Origin of the sequence: Caulobacter segnis (genome assembly GCF_019931575.1) — a bacterium.
Taxonomy (GTDB): Bacteria; Pseudomonadota; Alphaproteobacteria; order Caulobacterales; family Caulobacteraceae; genus Caulobacter; species Caulobacter segnis_C.
The window spans coordinates 1,156,574-1,177,298 of record NZ_CP082923.1; the positions used below are offsets into that span (position 1 = coordinate 1,156,574).

Below are 20,725 nucleotides of genomic sequence, written 5' to 3' on the forward strand. Positions count from 1 at the left end.
CCTGACGTTCGACGGATTCTCATTTTTGCATCCGCTCCGCCGCGGCTCAAGCCGGCGTTCCGCCGTCCAGTCTGCAACGTCCGGGCGATCTCGTCCTTAAAACTAATCAATCGATGAAGTAATTCAGATCAAGCCCGTTGACCTTCAATCTACGATCATTAGGATTATCCCCAGGTCCCGGCAGTGGACCATGGGAGAGGGAGCTTCCGGATGACGGGGAAAGCATATCGCGCGGGCCTCATGGCGGCCTGCGCCGCATTGGCCCTGGGCGCCGAGATGGCGGTGGTCACTCAGGCGTTCGCCAACGAAACCACGCAAGGAGTGGCCGCGCCGGCCAACGAGCAGGCCGCCCGCCCGGGCGTGACCTCGGTGGACGAGATCATCGTCACCGCGCGGCGGCGCGACGAGCGCCTAATCGACGCCCCGGTGGCCATCTCGGCCATCGGCGGCAAGGCCCTGGCCACCTATTCGGTCACCCGGGTGTCGGACCTGGCGACGATGGTGCCCAGCCTGATCGCCGGCAAGGCGGCCTCGGGCTCGTCGGCCAGCATCTTCCTGCGCGGCGTCGGTTCGACGGCGCTAAGCGCGGGCTTCGACCAGTCGGTGTCGTTCGTGATGGACGGCTTGCCGATGAGCCGGGGCCGTGAGCTGAGCCTGCCGCAATACGACGTCCAGCGCGTCGAGGTGCTGAAAGGTCCTCAGGCGCTGTTCTACGGCAAGAACACCACGGGCGGCCTGATCAGCATCGTCACCAACGGCCCGACCGCCACGCCCGAGGCCGGGATCAAGGCCGGCTACGGCTTCAAGGCGCGCGAGCGCTATGTCGAGGGCTATGTCTCCGGTCCGCTGAGCGACACGCTGCGCGCCCGCCTGGCTGGCCGTTACTCGAAGTCGGACGGCGCCTTCACCAACAGCGCCGCCGAGACCTACACCGACCCGCTGGGCATGCAGCGCCACCGCAACGCCAAGAAGCGCGGTGGCCAGGAGGTGTTCAGCGCCCGGGGCACGGTCGACTGGGACGCCGCGCCCAACCTGACCTTCCAGCTCAAGGCCGGTCTGACGGACCTGAAGGACGGCGGCCCGACCGATGTCCTCGAGCGCATCTGCGGCGGCGGCCGCACCACGCCGTTCGCGGCCAACGGCATTCCGCCCAGCCCGAACGCCGACTGCAAGATCAACGGGGTGAGCGACAGCTCGAGCATTCCGAGCCAGGTGGCCAAGGCCAACTACCGCTACGCCCGTGACGGCAAGATGTACGCCGACTTCGCCTCGCAGTTCGCGGCCCTGACCAGCAATCTGACGGCGGGCAAGTTCGGGATCACCTCGATCACGTCTTACTACCACTTCAAACAGACGGACCTGAATAACGTCGCCGGCGAGGCCTATCCGGCCACCTTCACCCAGCTGGCCGACTTCGAGCAGTTCGCCGAGGAGGTGCGCTTTCAGTCGAAGTTCGAAGGGCCGTTCAACGTGCTGTTCGGGGCCTTCTGGTCGAAGGGCGATTTCGACTTCAACACCGACGCCTACATCTTCCCGGTGCCGCTGGATCCCAGCACCGGAACCTATACGACCTTCAAGCGCGACAACGGCTTCAAGAGCGAGTCCTTCTCGGTCTTCGGCGAAGGCACGCTGAACCTGTCGGACAAGCTGGAACTGGCGGGCGGCGCGCGCTGGTCGCACGAAGCGCGCGATTCCTACCAGTACGCGCTACCGGCCCACATCGCCTTCGCCGCGGCCTTCCCGGGCAACATCCGGTTCAAGGACAAGTTCAAGGACGACAACCTCTCGCCGCAGATCAGCGTCCGCTACAAGCCAGAGACCGACACCACGCTCTACGCGGCCTACAAGCAGGGCTTCAAGTCTGGCGGCTTCAACATCTCGCAGGCGCTCAGCGCCGCCGCCAGCGTCGACGCCGGCCGGTTCGGCAGCGAGACGGCTGAGGGCGGCGAGGTCGGCCTGCGCACGATCCAGTTCGGGCACGACCTGTCGCTGAACGTCACCGCGTTCCAGTACACCTACAAGGACCTGCAGGTTCAGACCTTCGATCCGCAGTCGGTGTCACTGATCGCCGACAACGCCGGCAAGCTGCGCACGCGCGGCGTCGAGGCCGATTTCAACTACCGCGTCTCGTCCGCGCCGGGCCTCAGCATACGGGGCGCGGCGGCCTATAACGACGTGCAGTACATGGACTATGTCGGCCAGTGCTACAGCGGCCAGACCATCGCCCAGGGCTGCAACAGGCAACTGGTGGCCGGGGCCTATTCCGCCCAGGACTACAACGGCCGCACCCCGCCCAAGGCGCCCAAGTTCGCCGGCCGGTTCGGGGCCAGCTACGAGCGCGAGGTGTCGTCCAGCGCCACCCTGCGCCTGTCGGGCGATGTCAGCCGTACGTCCAAGTACAACTTCACCGACACGCTGCGTCCCGATGGCTGGCAGTCCGGCTACACCAAGGTCGACGCCTCCATCAGCATCAGCGGGCCGGAGGATCGCTGGACCCTGGCCCTGATCGGCAAGAACCTGACGAACGAGCTGGTGGTCACCTCGGCCAACGACATCCCGTTCGCCGGCGGCACGGGCACCGGCACCAACACCGGCGTCCTGGCCGACATGTCCGCCTTCGTCGAGAACCCGCGCGAGATCCTGCTGGAGCTGTCGCTGAAGTTCTGAACCCCCAGCGAGCGGGCACTCCCCCGTCCGTTCGCTCCCAGCTACGTGAAACGATCGAAAGACCCCCGTGCCCAGCCTCACTGTCATCACGCGCGACGAGACCCGACACCAGATCGAGGCCGAGGTCGGTCTCAGCGTCATGGAGATCATCCGCCGCGCCGGCTTCGACGAACTGGTGGCGCTGTGCGGCGGCTGCTGTTCCTGCGCGACCTGCCACGTCTATGTGAAGGCCGAGCACCTGGACCGCCTGGCGCCCATGGCCGGCGACGAGAACGACCTGCTCGACAGCTCCGAACATCGCGGCGACCGCTCGCGCCTGTCCTGCCAGCTGAAATTCGAAGCGGCGATGGACGGTCTGGAAGTGGCGATCGCGCCCGAAGACTGATCCGCCTTTGACATCGGGAGACCAGGCCATGGCCGACTACGACTACGTGATCGCCGGCGCCGGGGCGGCCGGCTGCGTGCTGGCCTATCGGCTGAGTCAGGACCCGTCGGTGCGGGTGGCCCTGATCGAGGCCGGTCCGCGCGACAACCACCCCTTCATCTCCATGCCCAAGGGCCTGGCCAAGGTGATGCAGGACCCCAAGCACCTGTGGGCCTACGCCAGCCGTCCCGAGGCCTCCACCGCCGGCCAGTCCGAGGTGTGGGTGCGCGGGCGCGTGCTGGGCGGGTCCACCTCGGTCAACGGCATGATGTACGTGCGCGGCCAGCCGGCGGACTTCGAGGCCATCGCCGAGGTGTCCAGCGACGACTGGCGCTGGGAGCACATCCAGGAGGCCTATCGCGCCCTGGAGGACCACGAGCTGGGCGCTGACGCCTCGCGCGGGGCCGGCGGGCCGCTGAAGGTCTCGATGCCGACCCTGAAGGACAGGCTCTCGGCCGCCCAGGTCGCGGCGGGTCGGGCGCTGGGCTGGAGGGTCAAGACCGACGTCAACGCCCCAGACGACGCGGTGTCGATCGGCTATGCGCCGCGCACCATCCACAAGGGCAAGCGCCAGAGCGCGGCCACCGCCTTCATCCATCCGATCGAGAAGCGCGCGAACCTGGCCATCCTGACCGAGCGAACGGTCAATCGCGTGATCTTCGAGGGCCGGCGCGCGGTCGGAGTCGAGATCCTGCGCGACGGCGCGGTCGAGACGATCCGCGCGGGCCGCGAGGTGATCGTCTGCGGCGGCGCCATGGCCAGCCCGGCCATCCTGGAGCGCTCCGGGATCGGCGACGCCCAGCGGCTGGCGGCCCTGGGCGTCCCGGTCGTCCACGACAATCCCGAGGTCGGCGAAGGCCTGATCGAGCACCGTGGCGTCATCATGCAGTGGAAGCTGAATCAGCAGGTCTCGCAGAACCGCGAGTTCTCCGGCTGGCGGCTGCTGCGGGCCACGGCGCGCTACTACCTGACCGGCGACGGGCCGATGTCCTCGGCGGCCTACGAGCTGGGCGGCTGGTTCAAGACCCGGCCCGGCCTGAACCGCCCCGACGCCCAGATGCTGATCGCGCCCTACAGCTTCGACTTCGCCAAGCAGCGGACCGCGCTGGAGCCGTTCCCGGGCATGAACGCGGTGGTCTATCCGCTGCGCCCGACCTCACGCGGCAGCATCCATATCGAGACCCGCGACCCGGACGCGGCGGCGACCTTCACGCCCAATTACCGGGCCACCGAGGCCGACCGCCAGTCGATGGTCGGGGCGATCCGGGTGATGCGCGACTACGCCGCCCAGTCGCCCCTGGCCGAACTGATCGCCGAGGAGACCATGCCAGGCCCGGCCGTCCGGACGGACGCCGAGATCCTGGACGCCTATGACCGCTTCGGCACCTGCGGCTATCACGCCGTGGGCAGCTGCCGGATGGGTTCGGACCCGCGCTCGGTGGTCGATCCCAAGCTGCGGGTGCGGGGCGTCACGGGGCTGCGGGTGATGGACACCTCGATCATGCCGGCCATCCCCGCCGGCAACACCAATGGTCCGACCATGGCCATGGCCTGGCGCGCCGCCGACCTGATCCTGGCCGACGCCAAGGCCGAGGTCACCGGATGAGCTTCGATCACCACCAACTGAAGGACGCCCTGCTGGGCCGCCTGTCGTCGGTCGGCGCCAACGAGGCCTGGCGCGAGCTGCACGCGGCCGGGGTCACCAGCCTGCGGATCCCCGAGGCGCGAGGCGGGCTTGGCCTGACCTTCGCCGACGCCGAGCCCGTGCTGGAGGCCCTGGGCGAGCTGTGCCTGCCGACGCCGTTCCTGGAGACGGGGATCATCGCCGCCGGTCTGCTGGCGCGGTCGCCGACGCCGGAGGGCGACGTCCTGCTTGAGGAGATGGCGCGAGCCGGCGCGGTCGTCGCCGTCGCCGGACTGGAGAGCGCCGACCACGTCTCGGCCCTGCCCGAAGGCGATGGCTGGCGGCTGCGGGGCGAGGCCAAGGTGGTGGTCGACGCCCTGGCGGCGCGGACCCGGCTGGTCGCCGCCGACGCCGGGGTCTTCCTCGTCGATCAGGGCGCGGTGGGGCTGTCGATGCGGCCCGTGGCGACGATCGATGGCCGCATGGCCGCCGACGTCACCTTCGCCGGCGTCGAGGCAGGCTCGCCGATCGCGCCGGCCTTTGATCTCGCCCTCGCGCGGGACGAGGCCGTCGCGGCGATCTGCGTCGAGGCCGCCGGCCTGATGCGCCGGCTGGTGCGCGACACGGTCGGCTACGCCAAGCAACGGCGACAGTTCGACCAGCCGCTGGGCGCGTTCCAGGTGGTGCAGCACCGGCTGGTCGACATGAACATCCAGGCCCGCCGCGCCAGCGCCATCGCCCGGCGGGCGGTGATGGCCATCGACGGCGGTCTGGCTTCGCGCGCTCGCATGGTCAGCGCCGCCAAGGTCACTATCTGCCGCGCCGGCCGCTTCGTCGGCCAGAGCGCCGTGCAGCTGCACGGCGGCATGGGCATGACCGAGGAGTTGCCGATCGGGCGCTGCTTCAAGCGGCTGACCGTGATCGAGGGCCAGCTGGGCGGCGCCGACCATCATTTGACGAGGTTCTCGGTGACTGGCGCGGCGGCCTGACGGGCCGCCGCGCGTCTTTTCCCGCTAGAGCCCCAGTTCGGCCTTCGCCAGGATACCGCGCTGGATCTCGTTGGCGCCGGCATAGATCGTTCCTGCCCGTTCGTTCAGATAGCGCAGAGGCGCGATGGCCCGCCAAGGTTCGCCGCTGCTGTAATCGTCCAGCGGCAGGGGATGGCCGATCACCGGACCGCCCGGAACCGACACCCCCGGCTGCCAGGCGCGGGCCAGGGGACCGGCGGCCTCCAGCGCCAGCTCCGTCACCCGCTGCTGCAGCTCGGTGCCCAGGATCTTCATCATCGAGGCGTCGGTTCCGATCGCCTTGTCGGCCGAGAGCGCCGACAGGATCTCGGCCTCCAGGGCGTCCAGCACCTCAACCTCGATCTCGGTCTCGGCAACACGGGCGGCCAGCAGGGGATTGGCCGCCAGCTCGTCGCCCGCCTGCCGGCGCAGGGCGTCCAGCTTGACCCGCAGCTCGGGCGCGTAGGCGCTGCCGCCGCGCTCGTATTCCAGCAGATATTTGGCGACCGTCCAGCCCTGGTCCAGCCCGCCGACGACATTGGCGACCGGCACGCGGACCTCGTCGAAGAACACCTGGTTCTGGATCGCCTCGCCCGAGGACATGACGATCGGACGCACGGTGACGCCGGGGCTCTTCATGTCGATCAGCAGGAAGGTGATGCCCTGCTGCTTGCGGCCGCTGGCGTCGGTGCGGACCAGGCAGAACATCCAGTTGGCGACATTGGCGTGGGTGGTCCAGATCTTGGTCCCGGTGCAGATCAGGTCGTCGCCGTCGCGCTCGGCCCGCATGGCCAGGGCCGCCAAGTCCGAGCCGGCCTGGGGCTCGGAATAGCCTTGGCACCACAGGTGCTCGCCGCTCAGCATCCTGGGGAGGAAGAAGGCCTTCTGGGCCGGGTCGCCGAACGCTATGATCGCCGGGCCGACCATGTTGATGCCCAGCGGCGAGGTCGGGGCGCCGGCCAGCAGCCGCTCGCGCTGGAAGATGTAGCGCTGCACGGCGGTCCAGCCGCAGCCGCCGTACTCGACCGGCCAGGACGGCGCGGCCCAGCCTTGCGCGTGCAGCAGGGCCTGCCATTCCAGCTGGGCCTCGTGGTCGCAATAGACGCTGGTCATCAGCGTCCCGGCGCGCCGCAGCGAGGGCGTCAGGGCGCGGTCGAGGAAGGCCCTGACCTCGTCCCGGAAGGCCGCGTCGCGCGGCGACAGGGCCAGGGTCATTCGGCGGCCACCTTGGTCGCGGGCGTCTTGGGGATGTAGATCGCCTTGGGGCGCGTGAATTCCAGCAGGCCCGGCAGGCCGTTCTCCTGGCCGAAGCCCGACTGCTTGGCCCCGGCCAGCGGGGTGAATGGCGTCGACTGGAGGTTCTGGTTGATCCACACCGTGCCGGTGTCCAAGCGATGGGCGATGGCGACAGCCTGTTCGACATCGGCCGACCACACCGCGCCGGCCAGGCCGTATTCAGTGTCGTTGGCGCGGCGGACCACGTCGTCGATGTCGCTGAACTTCAAGAGCGGCAACACCGGGCCGAAGGCTTCCTCGGTCACCACGCGGGCGTCGTCCGGCGGATTGTCGACCAGGGTCAGGGGCACGAAGTAGCCGCGCTCGGGCACCTGGCCGCCCTCCAGCAGGGTCAGGCCCTGCCGGCGAGCCTCGTCGATCAGGCCCAGCACGCGGCGATACTGCGGCTCGTTCTGCACCGGGCCGTAGCGGACGCCCTGCTGGGTCCCGTCGCCCACCGGCAGGTCCTTGGCCAGCTGGTGCAGGCGGTCGCGCAGGCGATCGTAGATGTCCTCGTGGATGAACAGCCGCTTGGTCGCCACGCAGACCTGGGCGGTGTTGTGGAAGGCGCCTTCGAACAGCTGGGCCGCCACGGCGTCGACATCGACGTCGGGCAGGACGATGGCCGCGTCGTTGCCGCCCAGCTCCAGGGTGATGCGTTTGAGGTCGCGGGCGGCGCTCTCCATCACCCGGCGGCCGGTGGCGGTCGAGCCGGTGAACGAGATCTTGGCGAAGCCCTTGTGAGCGGTCATCAGCGGGCCCAGTTCGTCGCCGCCGTTGATGACGTTCAGCACGCCGGGCGGAAAGACGCCCCGCAGCAGCTCGCCGATCCGCAGGGTGGTCAGGGGCGTAAACGGCGAGGGCTTCACCACGATGGTGTTGCCGGCCATCAGGGCCGGGCCGATCTTCCAGATCGCCAGCAGCACCGGGAAGTTCCACGGCACGATGGCGCAGACCACGCCTAGAGGCACGTGATGCACCTCGATGCGGCGCGTGGCGGTGTCCTCGGTGACGTCGACCGGGATGTCCAGCATGGTCCCGGCCTTCAGCCACATGGCCGCGCCCTTGATCTCGGCCGTCGCGCCGGGGAGGGGACGACCTTGCTCGCGGGTGAACAGCGCGGCGAGCTCTGCGGCGTGGTCGTCGATGATCTGGGCGGCCTTCAGCAACAGGGCCTTGCGTTCCGCAAGGGGAGTGGCGCTCCAGTCCTTGAACGCCCGTTGGGCGGCGGCCACCGCGCGGTCCAGATCGGCGGCGTCGGCGGTCGGCGCCTGGGCGAAGACCTCGCCCGTGGCGGGGTTGCGCACCGCGATCGTGGCGGCGGTCTTCACCGCCTCGCCGTCGATGGTCAGGGCGTAGGTCTGGTCGAATGGGGTCTGGTCGGATGGGGTCGACATGAGCGTGATCTCCTCGCCGTTGTGGTCCTCGGGATGCATCGCCCCGCGGCTGCTTGTCGGTTCAATCTAATGACGTTAGATAAAATCGAAATCAAGATGGCCTGAAGGCCTCGGGAGGAGAGAAGATGACCGACCAGGGAGCCTTGCACGGCGGCTGCAACTGCGGCGCCGTGCGCTACGAGATCGCCGCGCCGCCGCTGGCGGTGATCGCCTGCCACTGCACCAGCTGCCGGCGGCAGTCGGGCGCGGCCTTTTCGGTCAATCTGGTCGTCAGAGCCGACACGATGAGCGTCGAGGGCGACCTGGCCAGCTGGCTGGATCCCGACACCGAGAGCGGCGCGCCGATCGAGCGGCAGTTCTGCGGGACGTGCGGCTCGCCGATCCGCTCGGTCCCGACGGCGGCGCCGAAGATGATCGCGCTGAAGGCCGGGACACTGGACGCGCCGGAGTCCTTCGCGCCGCAAATGCACATCTGGACCCGTTCGGCCCTGCCGTGGGCGGCCATTCCCGAAGGCTTGCCGCGCTTCGAGAAAGGGCCGGCGGCGTGAGCGGCGACGTGGATCGTCCGCTGGCCGGGATCAAGGTCGTCGACCTGGTGCGCGGCCCGCTGGCCGCGATCACGCGCTACCTGGCCGAGCTGGGCGCGAGCGTCACGCGGGTCGACGACGGTCCGGCCGAGGACGCTCTGGATGATCTCGTCGCCAATGTCGGCAAGCATCGCGTGGGCGAGCTGACCGACGACCTGCTGGCGGACGCCGGCGTCATCGTCTTCGACGAGGGCCGGGCGATCGACCTGGACGCCTTGCGCGCCCACCGCCCGGCGCTGGTGACGATGGCGGTCAGCGCCTTCGGAAGCGACACGAGCCTCTCGAACTGGAAGGCCAGCGACCTCGTGCTGCACGCGCTCAGCGGCGAGCTTTCGCGGTCGGGCGTTCGAGGGCGCGCGCCGCTGCCGCCGCCGGGCGAGCTGGCCTACCAGTGTGCGGCCTCGCAGGCCGCCTACGCCCTGACCGTGTCGCTGTATCACGCCCTGCGCACCGGCCAGGGCGACCACCTGGACTTCTCGGCCCTTGACGGGGCGGTGCAGGCCCTGGACCCCGGCTATGGCATCGCCGGCAGCGCCACCCTGGGCAAGCCCGCCCACCTGCTGGCGCGCGACCGGCCCGCCAAGGGCTTCCAATATCCGATCCTGCCCTGCGCCGACGGCCATGTGCGCATCTGCCTGCTGGCCAAGCGGCAGTGGCAGGGCATGTTCCGTTGGATGGGCTCGCCTGAGGCCTTCGCCTCGCCGGAGTTCGAGAAGACGGGCGTGCGGTACAAGTCGCCGGACCTGCTGCCGGCCATCGCCGCCTTCTTCGCCGACCGCACGCGAGCCGACCTGGAGCGGGAAGGTCAGGCGCACGGCGTGCCGATCTCGGCCGTCCTGGATCTCGACGAATTCATGATCTCCGACCATGCGGCGGCGCGCCAGGCGCTGGTCGAGGTCGACGGCGTGAAGCTGCCCAACGGCGTCGTCACCATCGACGGCGCGCGGATGGGGCCGGTCGTGGCCTCGCCGGAGACGCACATCAACGCCTGGGCCGAGCCCGTCGCGCCGGGCGCGCGCGCCTTCGAGGGGCTGAAGGTGCTGGACCTGGGCGTCATCGTCGTCGGGGCCGAGCAGGGGCGTCTCCTGGCCGACCAGGGAGCGGACGTGATCAAGGTGGAGAGCCGCGCCTTTCCGGACGGCAATCGCCAGTCCTACCTGTCCTACGGCCTGTCGGTCAGCTTCGCCGCCGGCCATCGCAACAAGCGCAGCCTCGGCCTGAACCTGCGTGATCCCGAGGGGCGGGCCCTGTTCCTGGAGATGGCGGCCAAGGCCGACGTCATCCTGTCCAACTTCAAGCCGGGCGCCCTGGAGGGACTGGGGATCGACTTCGCCGCGATCTCCCGGATCAATCCGCGCATCGTCATGGCCGACAGCTCGGCCTTCGGGGCGACCGGGCCCTGGGCCGAGCGCATGGGCTATGGCCCGCTGGTCCGCGCCGTCACGGGCCTGACCCGCGCCTGGCGCTATGACGACGATCCGGAGAGCTTCAGCGACTCCATCACCATCTATCCCGATCACGTGGCCGCCCGCATCGGCGCCATGGCGGTGACGGCCCTGCTGATCCGCCGCCTGCGCATCGGCCGAGGGGGGCGCGCCAGCGTCGCCCAGGCCGAGGTCATGCTGGGCCACTTCGCGGGCGAGGTCGCCAGGGCCTCGCGCGGCGAGGTGGCCGCTTCGCACGCCTGGCGCGACGGCGTCTTCCCCGCTGCGGGCGACGACGAATGGTGCGTGGTCAGCGTGCGAAGCGAGGCCGACCGGAAGGCCCTGGCCGCGACGATCGGCGGCGAGGCGACGCGGGAGGCGGTCGGCGCCTGGATCGCGGCGCGCTCGGCCGACGCGGCCATGACGACCCTGCAGGCCGCCGGCGTCGCGGCCGCGCGAATGCTGCGCGTCTCCGACCTGACCGACTTCGCCTACTACCGCGAGCGCGGCTTCTATCGGGTCGAGGACCATCCTTACCTGGCCGAGCCGGTGGTGGCCGAGCGGGCGCACGTCGCCAGCGCGACGCTGGCCGACGCTCGCGCCGAGCCGGCGCCGCTGGTCGGGGAGCACACCGCCGGGGTCATGGCCGATTGGCTGGGCCTGGACCGCGCCCGCATCGAGGCCCTGGTCGCGGCCGGCGTCCTGGAGCCGGTGGAGGGCGAGGTCCTCGCCGCCGCCCGCGCCGCGAGGGACGCCACCGCCGAAAAGCGGCAAACGGCTTGACGATATTTAATCGACCAATTAATCGCTAAGTTAACAAGGTTCAGGGAGGAGCCGAAAATGGCCGAGGCATTGATCATCGACGCTGTCCGTACGCCGCGCGGCGTCGGCAAGGTGGGGAAGGGGGCTCTGGCCCATCTGCATCCCCAGCATCTGGCCGCCACGGTCCTGAAGGCGATCGCCGAGCGCAACAAGCTCGACACCGCCGATGTCGACGACGTGATCTGGTCGACCTCGACGCAAAAAGGAAAGCAGGGCGGCGACCTGGGCCGCATGGCGGCGCTGGACGCCGGCTACGACATCAAGGCCTCGGGCATGACGCTGGATCGCTTCTGCGGCGGCGGCATCACCACGGTGAACCTGGCGGCCGCCCAGATCATGAGCGGCATGGAGGACCTGATCGTCGCCGGCGGCGTCGAGATGATGAGCCTGACCGCCGCCATGGCCGCCCAGGAGCAGGCGGCGGGCTTTCCGCCCGGCCTGATGGGCTCGGGCAATGCCCACTTGGACGCGCTGCATCCGCAATCGCACCAGGGCGTCTGCGGCGACGCCATCGCCAGCCTGGAAGGCATCAGCCGCGAGGACCTCGACGCCCTGGGCCTGGAAAGCCAGAAGCGCGCCGCGCGCGCCATCGCCGAGGGGCGCTTCTCCAAGTCGATCGTCCCGGTGTTGGACCACGACGGCAGTGTCGCCCTGGACCATGACGAGTATCCCCGTCCGGAGACGACCGCCGAGGGCCTGGCCCAGTTGAAACCCGCCTTCACCGCCCTGGCCGACTTTCCCTATGACGAGCAGGGGGCGACCTTCCGCAAGCAGATCAATCGCCGCTATCCGGATCTGAAGATCGAGGCCGTGCACCACGCCGGCAACTCGTCGGGTGTGGTGGACGGCGCGGCGGCGGTGCTGCTGGCCTCGCCGGACTACGCGCGGAAGCACGGCCTGAAGGCGCGGGCCCGCGTCGTGGCCATGGCCAATATGGGCGACGACCCGACCCTGATGCTGAACGCCCCCGTGCCCGCCGCCCGCAAGGTGCTGGCCAAGGCCGGGCTGAAGGTCGAGGACATCGATCTCTGGGAGATCAATGAGGCCTTCGCCGTCGTCGCCGAGAAGTTCATCCGCGACCTGAAGCTCGATCGCGCCAAGGTCAACGTCAACGGCGGCGCCATCGCCCTCGGCCACCCGATCGGCGCCACCGGCGCGATCCTGATCGGCACGGTGCTGGACGAACTGGAACGCACCGGCGGCCGCTACGGCCTGGTCACCATGTGCGCCGCTGGCGGCATGGCCCCGGCCATCATCATTGAACGCCTCGAAGCCTAGGGACCTTCCATGAAACTCGACAACACCGTCGCCGCCGTCGTCACCGGCGGCGCTTCCGGCCTGGGCGAAGCCACGGCCCGGGCGCTCGCCGCACAGGGCGTCAAGGTCGCCATCTTCGACATGAACGAGGCCAAGGGCGAGGAGGTCGCCAAGGCGATCGGCGGCCTCTTCTGCAAGGTCAATGTCACCTCGGACGAGGACGTCGACGCCGGCTTCGAGAAGGCCCGCGCCGCCCACGGCCAGGAGCGGATCCTGGTCAACTGCGCTGGCACCGGCAACGCGGTGAAGACCGCCAGCCGCGACAAGGCCAGCGGCGAGACCAAGCACTTCCCGCTCGACGCCTTCGACCGCATCATCCAGATCAACCTGGTCGGCACCTTCCGCTGCATCGCCAAGTCGGCCAAGGGCATGCTGGACCTGGAGCCGCTGGAAGACGGCGAGCGCGGCGCGATCGTCAACACCGCCAGCGTCGCCGCCGAGGACGGCCAGATGGGCCAGGCGGCCTATTCCGCCTCGAAGGGCGGCGTGGTCGGCATGACCCTGCCAATCGCTCGCGACCTGATGGGCGAGGGCATCCGCGTCAACACCATCCTACCCGGGATCTTCAACACGCCGCTGCTGGCCGCTGCGCCGGAACCGGTGAAGGCCGGCCTGGCGGCCAGCGTGCCGTTCCCCAAGCGCCTTGGCGCGCCGGAGGAATACGCCCAACTGGCGATCACCATGATCACCAATGGCTACTTCAACGGTGAGGACGTGCGCCTGGACGGCGGCATCCGCATGGCCCCGCGCTAGTCGCTTGAGCGGCGTCTTCTCCGCCCCGTCGCGCTGGATGGACGACGAGCTGACGATGTTCGAGTCGTCGGTCTCGCGCCTTCTGGCCGACAAGTTCCCGCCCGAGCGCCTGGACCGCTGGCGCAAGGCCGGCGTCGTCGAGCGTTCGGCCTGGGGCGAGATGGCCGACGCCGGCCTGCTGGGCCTGTCGGTCTCGCCCGACCACGGCGGGGCCGGCGGCGACTTCCGCCACGAGGCGGTGCTGCTGCGCCAGCTGGGCTTGATCGGCGCCGAGGGCTGGGGCGTGCCGCTGCACAACGCCATCTGCGCCGCCTACATCGAGAAGTACGGCACGGACGGCCAGCGCGCCCGCTGGTTGCCGGCCATCGTCTCGGGCCAGCGGATCTGCGCCATCGCCATGACCGAGCCGGGCGCGGGCTCGGACCTGCAGGGCATCCGCACCACGGCGCGTCTGGACGGCGACCGCTATGTCATCACCGGCCAGAAGACCTTCATCACCAACGGCCAGCTGGCCGACCTGATCATCGTCGTCGCCAAGACCGATCCGGACGCCGGCAGCAAGGGGATCTCGCTGCTGGTGGTCGAGACCGATCAGGCTCCTGGCTTCACGCGCGGCCGCAACCTGGACAAGGTCGGGCTGGAGATGGGCGACACCTCCGAGCTGTTCTTCGACGGCGTGGTCGTGCCTGTGGATAACTTGATCGGCGGCGTTCCCGGTCAGGGGCTCTACCAGCTGATGAAGGAGCTCCCGAAGGAGCGGTTGATCATCGCCATCGAGAGCCTGGCCCTGATCGAGGCGGCTCTGGATCACACCCTGGCCTATGTCCGCGAGCGCAAGGCGTTCGGCAAGCGGCTGCTGGATTTCCAGAACACCCAGTTCGTGCTGGCCGGCTGCAAGACCGAGGCGATGGTCGCCCGTAGCTTCGTCGACGACTGCATCGTTCGATACGTCGAGGGACAGCTGGACGCGGCGACCGCCAGCATGGCCAAATACTGGGTGTCGGAACGCGCCCAGCGCATCGTCGACGCCTGCCAGCAGCTGTTCGGCGGCTATGGCTACATGAACGAGTACCCGATCGCCCAGATGTACAAGGACGTACGGGTCAAGCGGATCTACGGCGGGACCAGCGAGATCATGAAGCTGCTGATCGCCCGGACGCTGGAAGCCTGAGGGAAGAGACATGAGCAAGACCCAGCGACTGGCCGGCCGCACGGTGCTGATCACCGGCGCCTCCTCGGGGATCGGCGCGCGCTTCGCTCGCATCGTCGCCGCCGAGGGCGCGGCGGTGGTGATCGGCGCGCGTCGCGTCGACCGGCTGCAGACCCTGCGCGACGAGATCGTGGCGGCGGGCGGCAAGGCCCTGGCCGTGGCGCTGGACGTCGCCGACGAGGCCTCGACCATCGCCGCCTACGACGCCGCCGAGACCGCCTTCGGGCCGGTCGATGGGGTGGTGGCCAACGCGGGCATCCAGGTCGAGGGCCTGGCGACGGAGATCGCGGTCGAGGACTTCGACCAGGTGTTCGCGGTCAATGTCCGCGGCGTGTTCCTGACCGCCCGCGAGGGCGCGAAACGTATGCGCGCGTCGGGCGTCGCCGAGCGCGGTCGGATCGTGATCGTCTCGTCGATCACGGCCAAGATGGTCACGCCCGGTGTCACGGCCTACAGCGCCTCCAAGGCCGCCGTCAGCCACATGGGCCGCCACCTGGCTCGCGAGTGGGCGCGGCAGGGTCCCAACGTCAACAACCTGTGCCCCGGCTACATCAAGTCCGAACTGGCCGGCGACTGGTTCGAGACCGAGGGCGGCCACAAGCAGATGAGCAAGTGGCCGCGCCGTCGGATCCTGGACGAGGACGCCCTGGATCCGATGCTGATCTACCTGCTGTCGGACGAGAGCAAGGGCGTCACCGGCGCGGACTTCACCATCGACGACGGCCAGTCGCTGTGAGCGGCCCTTACGAGACCCTGCGCTACGCGGTCGAGGACGGCGTCGCGACCCTGACCCTGTCGCGGCCCGACAAGCTGAACGCCTTCACCGTCCGGATGATGGACGAGATGCTCGACGTGCTGGACCGCGTCGACGCCGATGATGAGGTGCGGGCCCTGATCGTCACGGGCGATGGCCGCGCCTTCTGCGCCGGGGCCGACCTGTCGGCGGGCGCCGACGCCTTCGTCTTCGAGAGCGACGAACCGATCGTCCGGCCGGATGGGACGTTGAACTACGCCGCCGAGGGCGCGCGGGACGGCGGCGGCCGGCTGACCCTGCGGCTCTACAATCTGCTGAAGCCCGTGATCGCCGCGATTAACGGCCCGGCCGTCGGCATTGGCTCGACCATGACCCTGGCCATGGACGTCCGCCTGGCCAGCGAGGCGGCGCGGTTCGGCTTCGTCTTCGCCCGCCGCGGCATCGTGCCCGAGGCGGCCTCGTCCTGGTTCCTGCCGCGCATCGTCGGCGTCTCCCAAGCCCTGGACTGGTGCTACAGCGGCCGGGTGTTCGACGCGGCCGAGGCCCTGGAGGGCGGACTGGTCAAGGCCGTGCTGTCGCCGGACCAGCTGCTGCCCGCCGCTCGCGCTCTCGCGCGCCAGTACGCCGACAACACCGCGCCGGTGTCCGTGGCCCTGATCCGCCAGATGATGTGGCGGGGCCTGGGCATGGAGCACCCGATGCGGGCCCATCAGGTCGACAGCCGGGGGATCCTGTCGCGGGGCCGCAGCGCCGACGTGGCCGAGGGCGTGGGCGCCTTCCTGGAGAAGCGTCCGGCCGTGTTCCCCGACCGCGTCTCGACCGACCTGCCCGACTTCTTCCCCTGGTGGGAAGAGCCCCATTACGCCTGAGGATTTCGACGATGAGCACCCATGACGCGGCCAGGGGCGCGGCGATCGCCGCCAAGGTCGAGGCCTTTGTGCGCGAGGTCGTGGTCCCCTACGAGAAGGATCCCCGGCGCGGCGCCCACGGGCCCTCGGACGAGCTGATCGCCGAGCTGCGCGGCAAGGCCAAGGCGGCGGGCGTGCTGACGCCGCATATCCTGCCGGACGGCTCGCACCTCTCGCACCGCGAGACGGCCCAGGTGCTGCGCGCCGCCGGTCTGTCGACCCTGGGCCCGCAGGCGGTGAACGTCGCCGCGCCGGACGAGGGCAACATGTACCTGCTGGGCAAGGTCGCCTCGGCCGAGCAGCGGACGCGGTTCCTGGATCCGCTGGTCGCGGGCGAGGCGCGCTCGGCCTTCTTCATGACCGAGCCGGCGGCCGAGGGCGGGGCGGGCTCGGACCCGTCGATGCTGATGACCACGGCCCGGCAGGACGGCAACCACTGGGTCGTCGACGGCCGCAAGGCCTTCATCACCGGCGCCGAGGGCGCGAAGGTCGGCATCGTCATGGCCAAGGCGGATGTCGGCGCGACGCTGTTCCTGGTTGACCTGCCGGACCCGGCCATCCGCATCGAGCGCGTGCTGGACACCATCGACAGCTCCATGCCCGGCGGCCACGCCGTGGTGGCGATCGAGGGCTTGCGGGTCTCGGCCGACCAGGTGCTGGGCCAGCCGGGCGAGGGCTTCAAGCTGGCCCAGATGCGCCTGGCCCCGGCGCGCCTGACCCACTGCATGCGCTGGCTGGGGGCCTGCACGCGCGCCCAGGAGATCGCCACCGCCTACGCCGTGAAGCGCCACGCCTTCGGCAAGCCGCTGATCGACCACGAGGGCGTCGGCTTCATGCTGGCCGAGAACCTGATCGCGCTGAAGCAGGCCGAGCTGATGATCGACTGGTGCGCCGATGTGCTGGACGGTGGCTCGCTGGGGACCACCGAAAGCTCTATGGCCAAGGTCGCCGTCAGCGAGGCGCTGATGGCCATCGCCGACCGCTGCGTCCAGGTGATGGGCGGCACGGGCGTGACCGGCGACACCATCGTCGAGCAGGTGTTCCGCGAGGTCCGCGCCTTCCGCATCTATGACGGCCCGACTGAGGTCCACAAATGGAGCCTGGCCAAGAAGATCAAGCGCGACGCGGCGGGCTCCAAGGCATGAGCGGCGCCACCGTCGCGGTGCGCGACAATGCCCGCTTCGACACGGCCGCGCTGGAGCGCTGGATGGCGGAGAACGTCGAGGGTTTCTCCGGCCCGATTAGCGTCGAGCAGTTCGCCGGCGGCCAGTCCAACCCGACCTTCCGCCTCACGACGCCAAAGCGCGCCTATGTCATGCGCCGCAAGCCACCGGGGCAGCTGCTGAAGGGCGCCCACGCCGTCGATCGCGAGGCGCGGGTCATGCGGGCCCTGGAGGGGGCGGGCTTCCCCGCGCCGCGTGTCCACGCCCTGTGCCAGGACGACAGCGTCATCGGCTCATGGTTCTACGTCATGGACCTGGTCGAGGGGCGGATCTTCTGGGACGGCGACTTTCCGGGCGTGGCGCGCGAGGCCAAGGCCGCCCACCTGGACGCCATGAACGCGACCCTGGCCCAACTGCACGGTCTGGACCCGGTCGCCATCGGGCTTGCCGACTACGGACGGCCAGACGGCTATCTCCGTCGCCAGATCGAGCGATGGTCGCGCCAGTACCGCGAGGACGACCTGGCGGGCCGCACGGCCGACATGGACTTCCTGGTCGACTGGCTGCCGGCCCACGCGCCAAGCGACGAGGCGACCAGCGTCGTCCACGGCGACTTCCGCATCGACAACATGATCTTCCATCCCGAGCGTCCCGAGGTCGTGGCCGTGCTGGACTGGGAGCTGTCGACCCTGGGCCATCCGGTCGTCGACTTCGCCTATAACCTGTTGATGTACCGCGCCCCGGCCGCCATGCGCTGGGGGCTGGCGGGCCGGGACCTGGCGGCGCTGGGCTATCCGGACGAGGCCGCCTATGTCGCCGCCTATCTGCGCCGCACGGGCCGGGAACAGATCGCCGACCTAGAGGTCCATGTCGCCTTCAACCTCTTCCGGCTGGCGGCGATCATCCACGGCATCAAGGGCCGGATGATCCGCGGCAACGCGTCCTCGGCCGACGCCGCCGGCATGGTGGCGCACATGGACACGCTGGCGGCCACGGCGCGCCAGGTGGCTGAGGACTGGGAGAAGGGGCGGGGCTAGCGCCCCGTCCACTTTGGCGGCCGCTTCTGGGCGAAGGCCAGCGGGCCCTCCCGCACGTCGGCCGAGCGGAACAGCGCCTTGACCGCCGGATAGGCCGACTGGTTGCGGTAGGCGTCGGCCAGGGTCGGCTCGTCCAGGCCCTTGTTTACCGTTTGCTTGGAAGCGCGGATCGACATCGGACTGTTGGCCAGGATGTCCTGGGCCCAGCGGCGGGCGACAGTCATGACCTCGCCGGCCGGGGCGACCTCGTTGACGAAGCCCAGCTCGACGCCCTCGCAGGCGGCGACGCGGCGACCGGTCAGGATCATGCCCATGGCCCGCTTCAGCCCGATCAGGCGCGGCAGGCGGTGCAGGCCGCCGGCCAGGGCGGCCAGGCCCACCTTGGGCTCGGGCAGGGCGAAGACCGCTTCCTCCGAGGCCACGATCAGGTCGCAGGCCAGGGCGATCTCGAACCCGCCGCCCATGGCCAGGCCGTTGACGGCGGCGATCACCGGCTTGTCCAGGTCGAAGCGCGCCGTCAGTCCCGCGAAACCGGTGACCGGCGGATCGATCGGCTGGCCCTTGGCCATGGCCTCGGCGGTGAACTTCAGGTCGTTGCCGGCCGAGAAGGCCCTATCGCCGGCGCCGGTGATGATCGCCACCCACTGGTCGGGATCGGCGGCGAAGTCGTCGAAGATCTCGGCCAGCTCGGCGTTGGCGGCCGGATGCAGCGAATTCATCACATCGGGCCGGTCGATGGTGACGATGGTCAGCGGACCCTCCCGCTCGACCTTGCTGAACCGGCGAGGGCGGTCCGAGAGCTTTCGCTTTTCGCCGGCTTCCCAGGTCAGCTTGCCGAACGGATCGACGCGGGTGTGGCCCTCGGCCCCGATCGCCGAGCGCTCGGTCGATAGCAGCAGGTCCATGGACGCCGCATCGTCCGGCGCGACGCGGGCCATTAGGCGCTCGCCGGCCTGGGTGCGGCCAATGATGATCCCGTCCAGCGGCGCGCCGTCGCGACCGAAACGGACGGTGTAGGTCTCGATGGTCGCCGGCCCGTCGTGGCGCGCGACCAGCGGCGGGACCGGGCCGCGCAGGACGTCGGCCTTATCCTGCACGGAATAGTCCTGGGCCAGGTCGTGCGGCGGGGGTTCGGTCCCGACGATCAGGGCGTGATGCTTGTTGACGTATCCGCCCTGGCCGTAGAGCAGACCCAGGTCCCCCGGATGCTCGCGCAGCCGCTTCACCATCGCGACGGCGGCGTGGCCCATGTAGTTGTTCAGCGGCGCCCCGAAGAAGGTCAGGCCGCCGGTCACCGTCGGGGCGATGTCGCTGTCCTCCAGCCCCAGCGTCCGCAAGGCCAGCTTCGGCACCACGGGGAAGCAGCTGTAGAGCTCCATGTGCGCGAACCGGTCGGCCCCGCCAGCCTGGGCGGCGGCGTCCTCCAGCACGACCTGCTGGGCGGTCGAATGGGTGTAGGCGTCGCGCAGCAGATAGTCCTCGGGCTCGCGCGCGGCGGCCCCGCCCCAGATGTGGACGATCCTGTCCCCGGGAACACCCAGCTCGCGGGCCAGGGCCAGGCTGACGACCAGGATGGCGGCGGCCTGGTTCACCTGCGGATTGGCGACCATCAGCTTGGGATAGGGCCAGTTAATCAGCCGGTTGTCGGCGGTGACCGTCGCGATCGTCGCCGCGTCCGGGGCGGTCTTGATCCAGGCGTTGGAATTGGTCGCCGCCACCTCGGCGTAACGAGCCCACAGGGCGGCCGACTCCGCCTGTCCCTGCGCCGGCGTCTGGCCCCAGGCGTGCTGGGCGGCCATCTCGTAGAACGGATAGACCTGAGCCGGGTCGTGCATCCCCAGGTCCGTCGCCGGCGGGCTCATGGCGAAGCGACTGGACGGGAAGCGCACGGCCTCCTCGCGCGAGGCGATCGGCGTCCAGGGCGGCATGACCTTGTCACGCTGGGCGCGCGCAGCGCTGTGAGTGGCTTCGCCGCCGACGATGGCGGCCGCCTGCTGCTCGCCCCGGGCGATGGCGACGGCGGCGTCGTGGATCAGGCGGATCGGCGTCTCGCCGCCCATGCTGGCGTTGGTCTTGCGGGCGGGGGCGATGCCCAGCTTGTCGGCCAGCAGTCCGACCGGGTCGGCGTAGCGCCATGAGACCAGGCCCACCAGGTCCAGCGAGTCCAGGCGCGAGAGCACCGCGCCGCCGCCTGCGTCCGCCTCGGCCGCCTGCAGGGCCTGGGCCATCAGGGCGACCGGCTCCAGGGCCTGGGCGGGGCTTTCGGGACGGTCGACGGCCTCGCCGACGCCGATGATCACCGGAACCAGATGAGGGTCTCGCATGGGGCCTCCCTTCGTCTCGCCGCCTCTGTCGG

General features: G+C 69.9%; 16 protein-coding genes. 13 read left to right on the forward strand and 3 right to left on the reverse strand.

All coding sequences use genetic code 11. The features are described from left to right. Positions 1–210: 210 nt before the first annotated feature. The 4 genes from K8940_RS05430 to K8940_RS05445 all read left to right on the forward strand — a co-directional run bounded on the left by K8940_RS05430 (position 211) and on the right by K8940_RS05445 (position 5,704). A complete protein-coding gene (locus K8940_RS05430) occupies positions 211–2,667 on the forward strand; it encodes a TonB-dependent receptor (protein ID WP_223393544.1) in 2,457 nt (818 codons plus the stop codon). A gap of 67 nt (positions 2,668–2,734) precedes the next feature. Next, a complete protein-coding gene (locus K8940_RS05435) occupies positions 2,735–3,052 on the forward strand; it encodes a 2Fe-2S iron-sulfur cluster-binding protein (protein ID WP_223393546.1) in 318 nt (105 codons plus the stop codon). Positions 3,053–3,080: 28 nt separating this feature from the next. Continuing rightward, on the forward strand, positions 3,081–4,697 hold the full coding sequence (locus K8940_RS05440) for a GMC family oxidoreductase (RefSeq protein ID WP_223393548.1): 1,617 nt from the start codon (positions 3,081–3,083) through the stop codon (positions 4,695–4,697). After that, positions 4,694–5,704 carry an acyl-CoA dehydrogenase family protein gene (locus K8940_RS05445; protein WP_223393550.1) on the forward strand — a complete coding sequence of 337 codons (1,011 nt, stop codon included), beginning with the start codon at positions 4,694–4,696 and terminating at the stop codon, positions 5,702–5,704. The genes K8940_RS05440 and K8940_RS05445 overlap by 4 nt, the downstream gene beginning before the upstream one ends. A 24-nt stretch (positions 5,705–5,728) precedes the next feature. On the opposite strand, the gene K8940_RS05450 is transcribed toward K8940_RS05445, so the two are convergent. Then, a complete protein-coding gene (locus K8940_RS05450; RefSeq protein ID WP_223393552.1) occupies positions 5,729–6,937 on the reverse strand; it encodes an acyl-CoA dehydrogenase family protein in 1,209 nt (402 codons plus the stop codon). Further along, a complete protein-coding gene (locus K8940_RS05455) occupies positions 6,934–8,394 on the reverse strand; it encodes an aldehyde dehydrogenase family protein (protein ID WP_223393554.1) in 1,461 nt (486 codons plus the stop codon). The genes K8940_RS05450 and K8940_RS05455 overlap by 4 nt, the downstream gene beginning before the upstream one ends. 125 nt (positions 8,395–8,519) lie before the next feature. On the opposite strand from K8940_RS05455, the gene K8940_RS05460 reads away from it, so the two are divergent. Genes K8940_RS05460 through K8940_RS05500 form a run of 9 tightly spaced genes read left to right on the forward strand, consistent with a single transcriptional unit; the run spans position 8,520 to position 18,369 of the window. Further along, positions 8,520–8,942, forward strand: a complete 423-nt coding sequence (locus K8940_RS05460; RefSeq protein ID WP_223393556.1) for a GFA family protein — start codon at positions 8,520–8,522, stop codon at positions 8,940–8,942. Then, positions 8,939–11,188, forward strand: coding sequence for a CaiB/BaiF CoA-transferase family protein (locus K8940_RS05465; protein WP_223393558.1), 2,250 nt, complete (start codon positions 8,939–8,941; stop codon positions 11,186–11,188). Before K8940_RS05460 ends, K8940_RS05465 begins: the two co-directional genes overlap by 4 nt. Positions 11,189–11,245: 57 nt before the next feature. Next, positions 11,246–12,505, forward strand: a complete 1,260-nt coding sequence (locus K8940_RS05470) for an acetyl-CoA C-acetyltransferase (RefSeq protein WP_223393560.1) — start codon at positions 11,246–11,248, stop codon at positions 12,503–12,505. Positions 12,506–12,514: 9 nt separating this feature from the next. Then, positions 12,515–13,297, forward strand: a complete 783-nt coding sequence (locus K8940_RS05475) for an SDR family NAD(P)-dependent oxidoreductase (RefSeq protein ID WP_223393562.1) — start codon at positions 12,515–12,517, stop codon at positions 13,295–13,297. Between the two features lie 37 nt (positions 13,298–13,334). Beyond that, on the forward strand, positions 13,335–14,468 hold the full coding sequence (locus tag K8940_RS05480) for an acyl-CoA dehydrogenase family protein (RefSeq protein ID WP_223395777.1): 1,134 nt from the start codon (positions 13,335–13,337) through the stop codon (positions 14,466–14,468). 10 nt (positions 14,469–14,478) lie between these two features. After that, the gene (locus tag K8940_RS05485; RefSeq protein ID WP_223393564.1) at positions 14,479–15,243 is read left to right on the forward strand and encodes an SDR family NAD(P)-dependent oxidoreductase; all 765 of its coding nucleotides are present in this window, start codon (positions 14,479–14,481) and stop codon (positions 15,241–15,243) included. Next, positions 15,240–16,130: a crotonase/enoyl-CoA hydratase family protein gene (locus K8940_RS05490; protein ID WP_223393566.1), complete on the forward strand. Its 891-nt coding sequence runs from the start codon at positions 15,240–15,242 to the stop codon at positions 16,128–16,130. The genes K8940_RS05485 and K8940_RS05490 overlap by 4 nt, the downstream gene beginning before the upstream one ends. Positions 16,131–16,141: 11 nt before the next feature. Then, positions 16,142–17,314, forward strand: coding sequence for an acyl-CoA dehydrogenase family protein (locus K8940_RS05495; protein WP_223393568.1), 1,173 nt, complete (start codon positions 16,142–16,144; stop codon positions 17,312–17,314). Then, positions 17,311–18,369: a phosphotransferase family protein gene (locus tag K8940_RS05500; RefSeq protein WP_223393569.1), complete on the forward strand. Its 1,059-nt coding sequence runs from the start codon at positions 17,311–17,313 to the stop codon at positions 18,367–18,369. Before K8940_RS05495 ends, K8940_RS05500 begins: the two co-directional genes overlap by 4 nt. Here the strand turns inward: K8940_RS05500 and K8940_RS05505 are convergent. Beyond that, entirely contained in the window at positions 18,366–20,693 is a 2,328-nt protein-coding gene (locus tag K8940_RS05505) for an enoyl-CoA hydratase-related protein (protein WP_223393570.1), read from the reverse strand. The genes K8940_RS05500 and K8940_RS05505 overlap by 4 nt on opposite strands. Positions 20,694–20,725 lie beyond the last annotated feature (32 nt).

Bases quoted from the DNA above. Each gene is read 5' to 3' on its own strand.
- K8940_RS05430 (WP_223393544.1), top strand. From the start codon at position 211: ATGACGGGGAAAGCATATCGCGCGGGCCTCATGGCGGCCTGCGCCGCA.
- K8940_RS05440 (WP_223393548.1), top strand. From the start codon at position 3,081: ATGGCCGACTACGACTACGTGATCGCCGGCGCCGGGGCGGCCGGCTGC.
- K8940_RS05445 (WP_223393550.1), top strand. From the start codon at position 4,694: ATGAGCTTCGATCACCACCAACTGAAGGACGCCCTGCTGGGCCGCCTG.
- K8940_RS05450 (WP_223393552.1), bottom strand. From the start codon at position 6,937: ATGACCCTGGCCCTGTCGCCGCGCGACGCGGCCTTCCGGGACGAGGTC.
- K8940_RS05455 (WP_223393554.1), bottom strand. From the start codon at position 8,394: ATGTCGACCCCATCCGACCAGACCCCATTCGACCAGACCTACGCCCTG.
- K8940_RS05460 (WP_223393556.1), top strand. From the start codon at position 8,520: ATGACCGACCAGGGAGCCTTGCACGGCGGCTGCAACTGCGGCGCCGTG.
- K8940_RS05470 (WP_223393560.1), top strand. From the start codon at position 11,246: ATGGCCGAGGCATTGATCATCGACGCTGTCCGTACGCCGCGCGGCGTC.
- K8940_RS05475 (WP_223393562.1), top strand. From the start codon at position 12,515: ATGAAACTCGACAACACCGTCGCCGCCGTCGTCACCGGCGGCGCTTCC.
- K8940_RS05480 (WP_223395777.1), top strand. From the start codon at position 13,335: ATGGACGACGAGCTGACGATGTTCGAGTCGTCGGTCTCGCGCCTTCTG.
- K8940_RS05485 (WP_223393564.1), top strand. From the start codon at position 14,479: ATGAGCAAGACCCAGCGACTGGCCGGCCGCACGGTGCTGATCACCGGC.
- K8940_RS05495 (WP_223393568.1), top strand. From the start codon at position 16,142: ATGAGCACCCATGACGCGGCCAGGGGCGCGGCGATCGCCGCCAAGGTC.
- K8940_RS05500 (WP_223393569.1), top strand. From the start codon at position 17,311: ATGAGCGGCGCCACCGTCGCGGTGCGCGACAATGCCCGCTTCGACACG.
- K8940_RS05505 (WP_223393570.1), bottom strand. From the start codon at position 20,693: ATGCGAGACCCTCATCTGGTTCCGGTGATCATCGGCGTCGGCGAGGCC.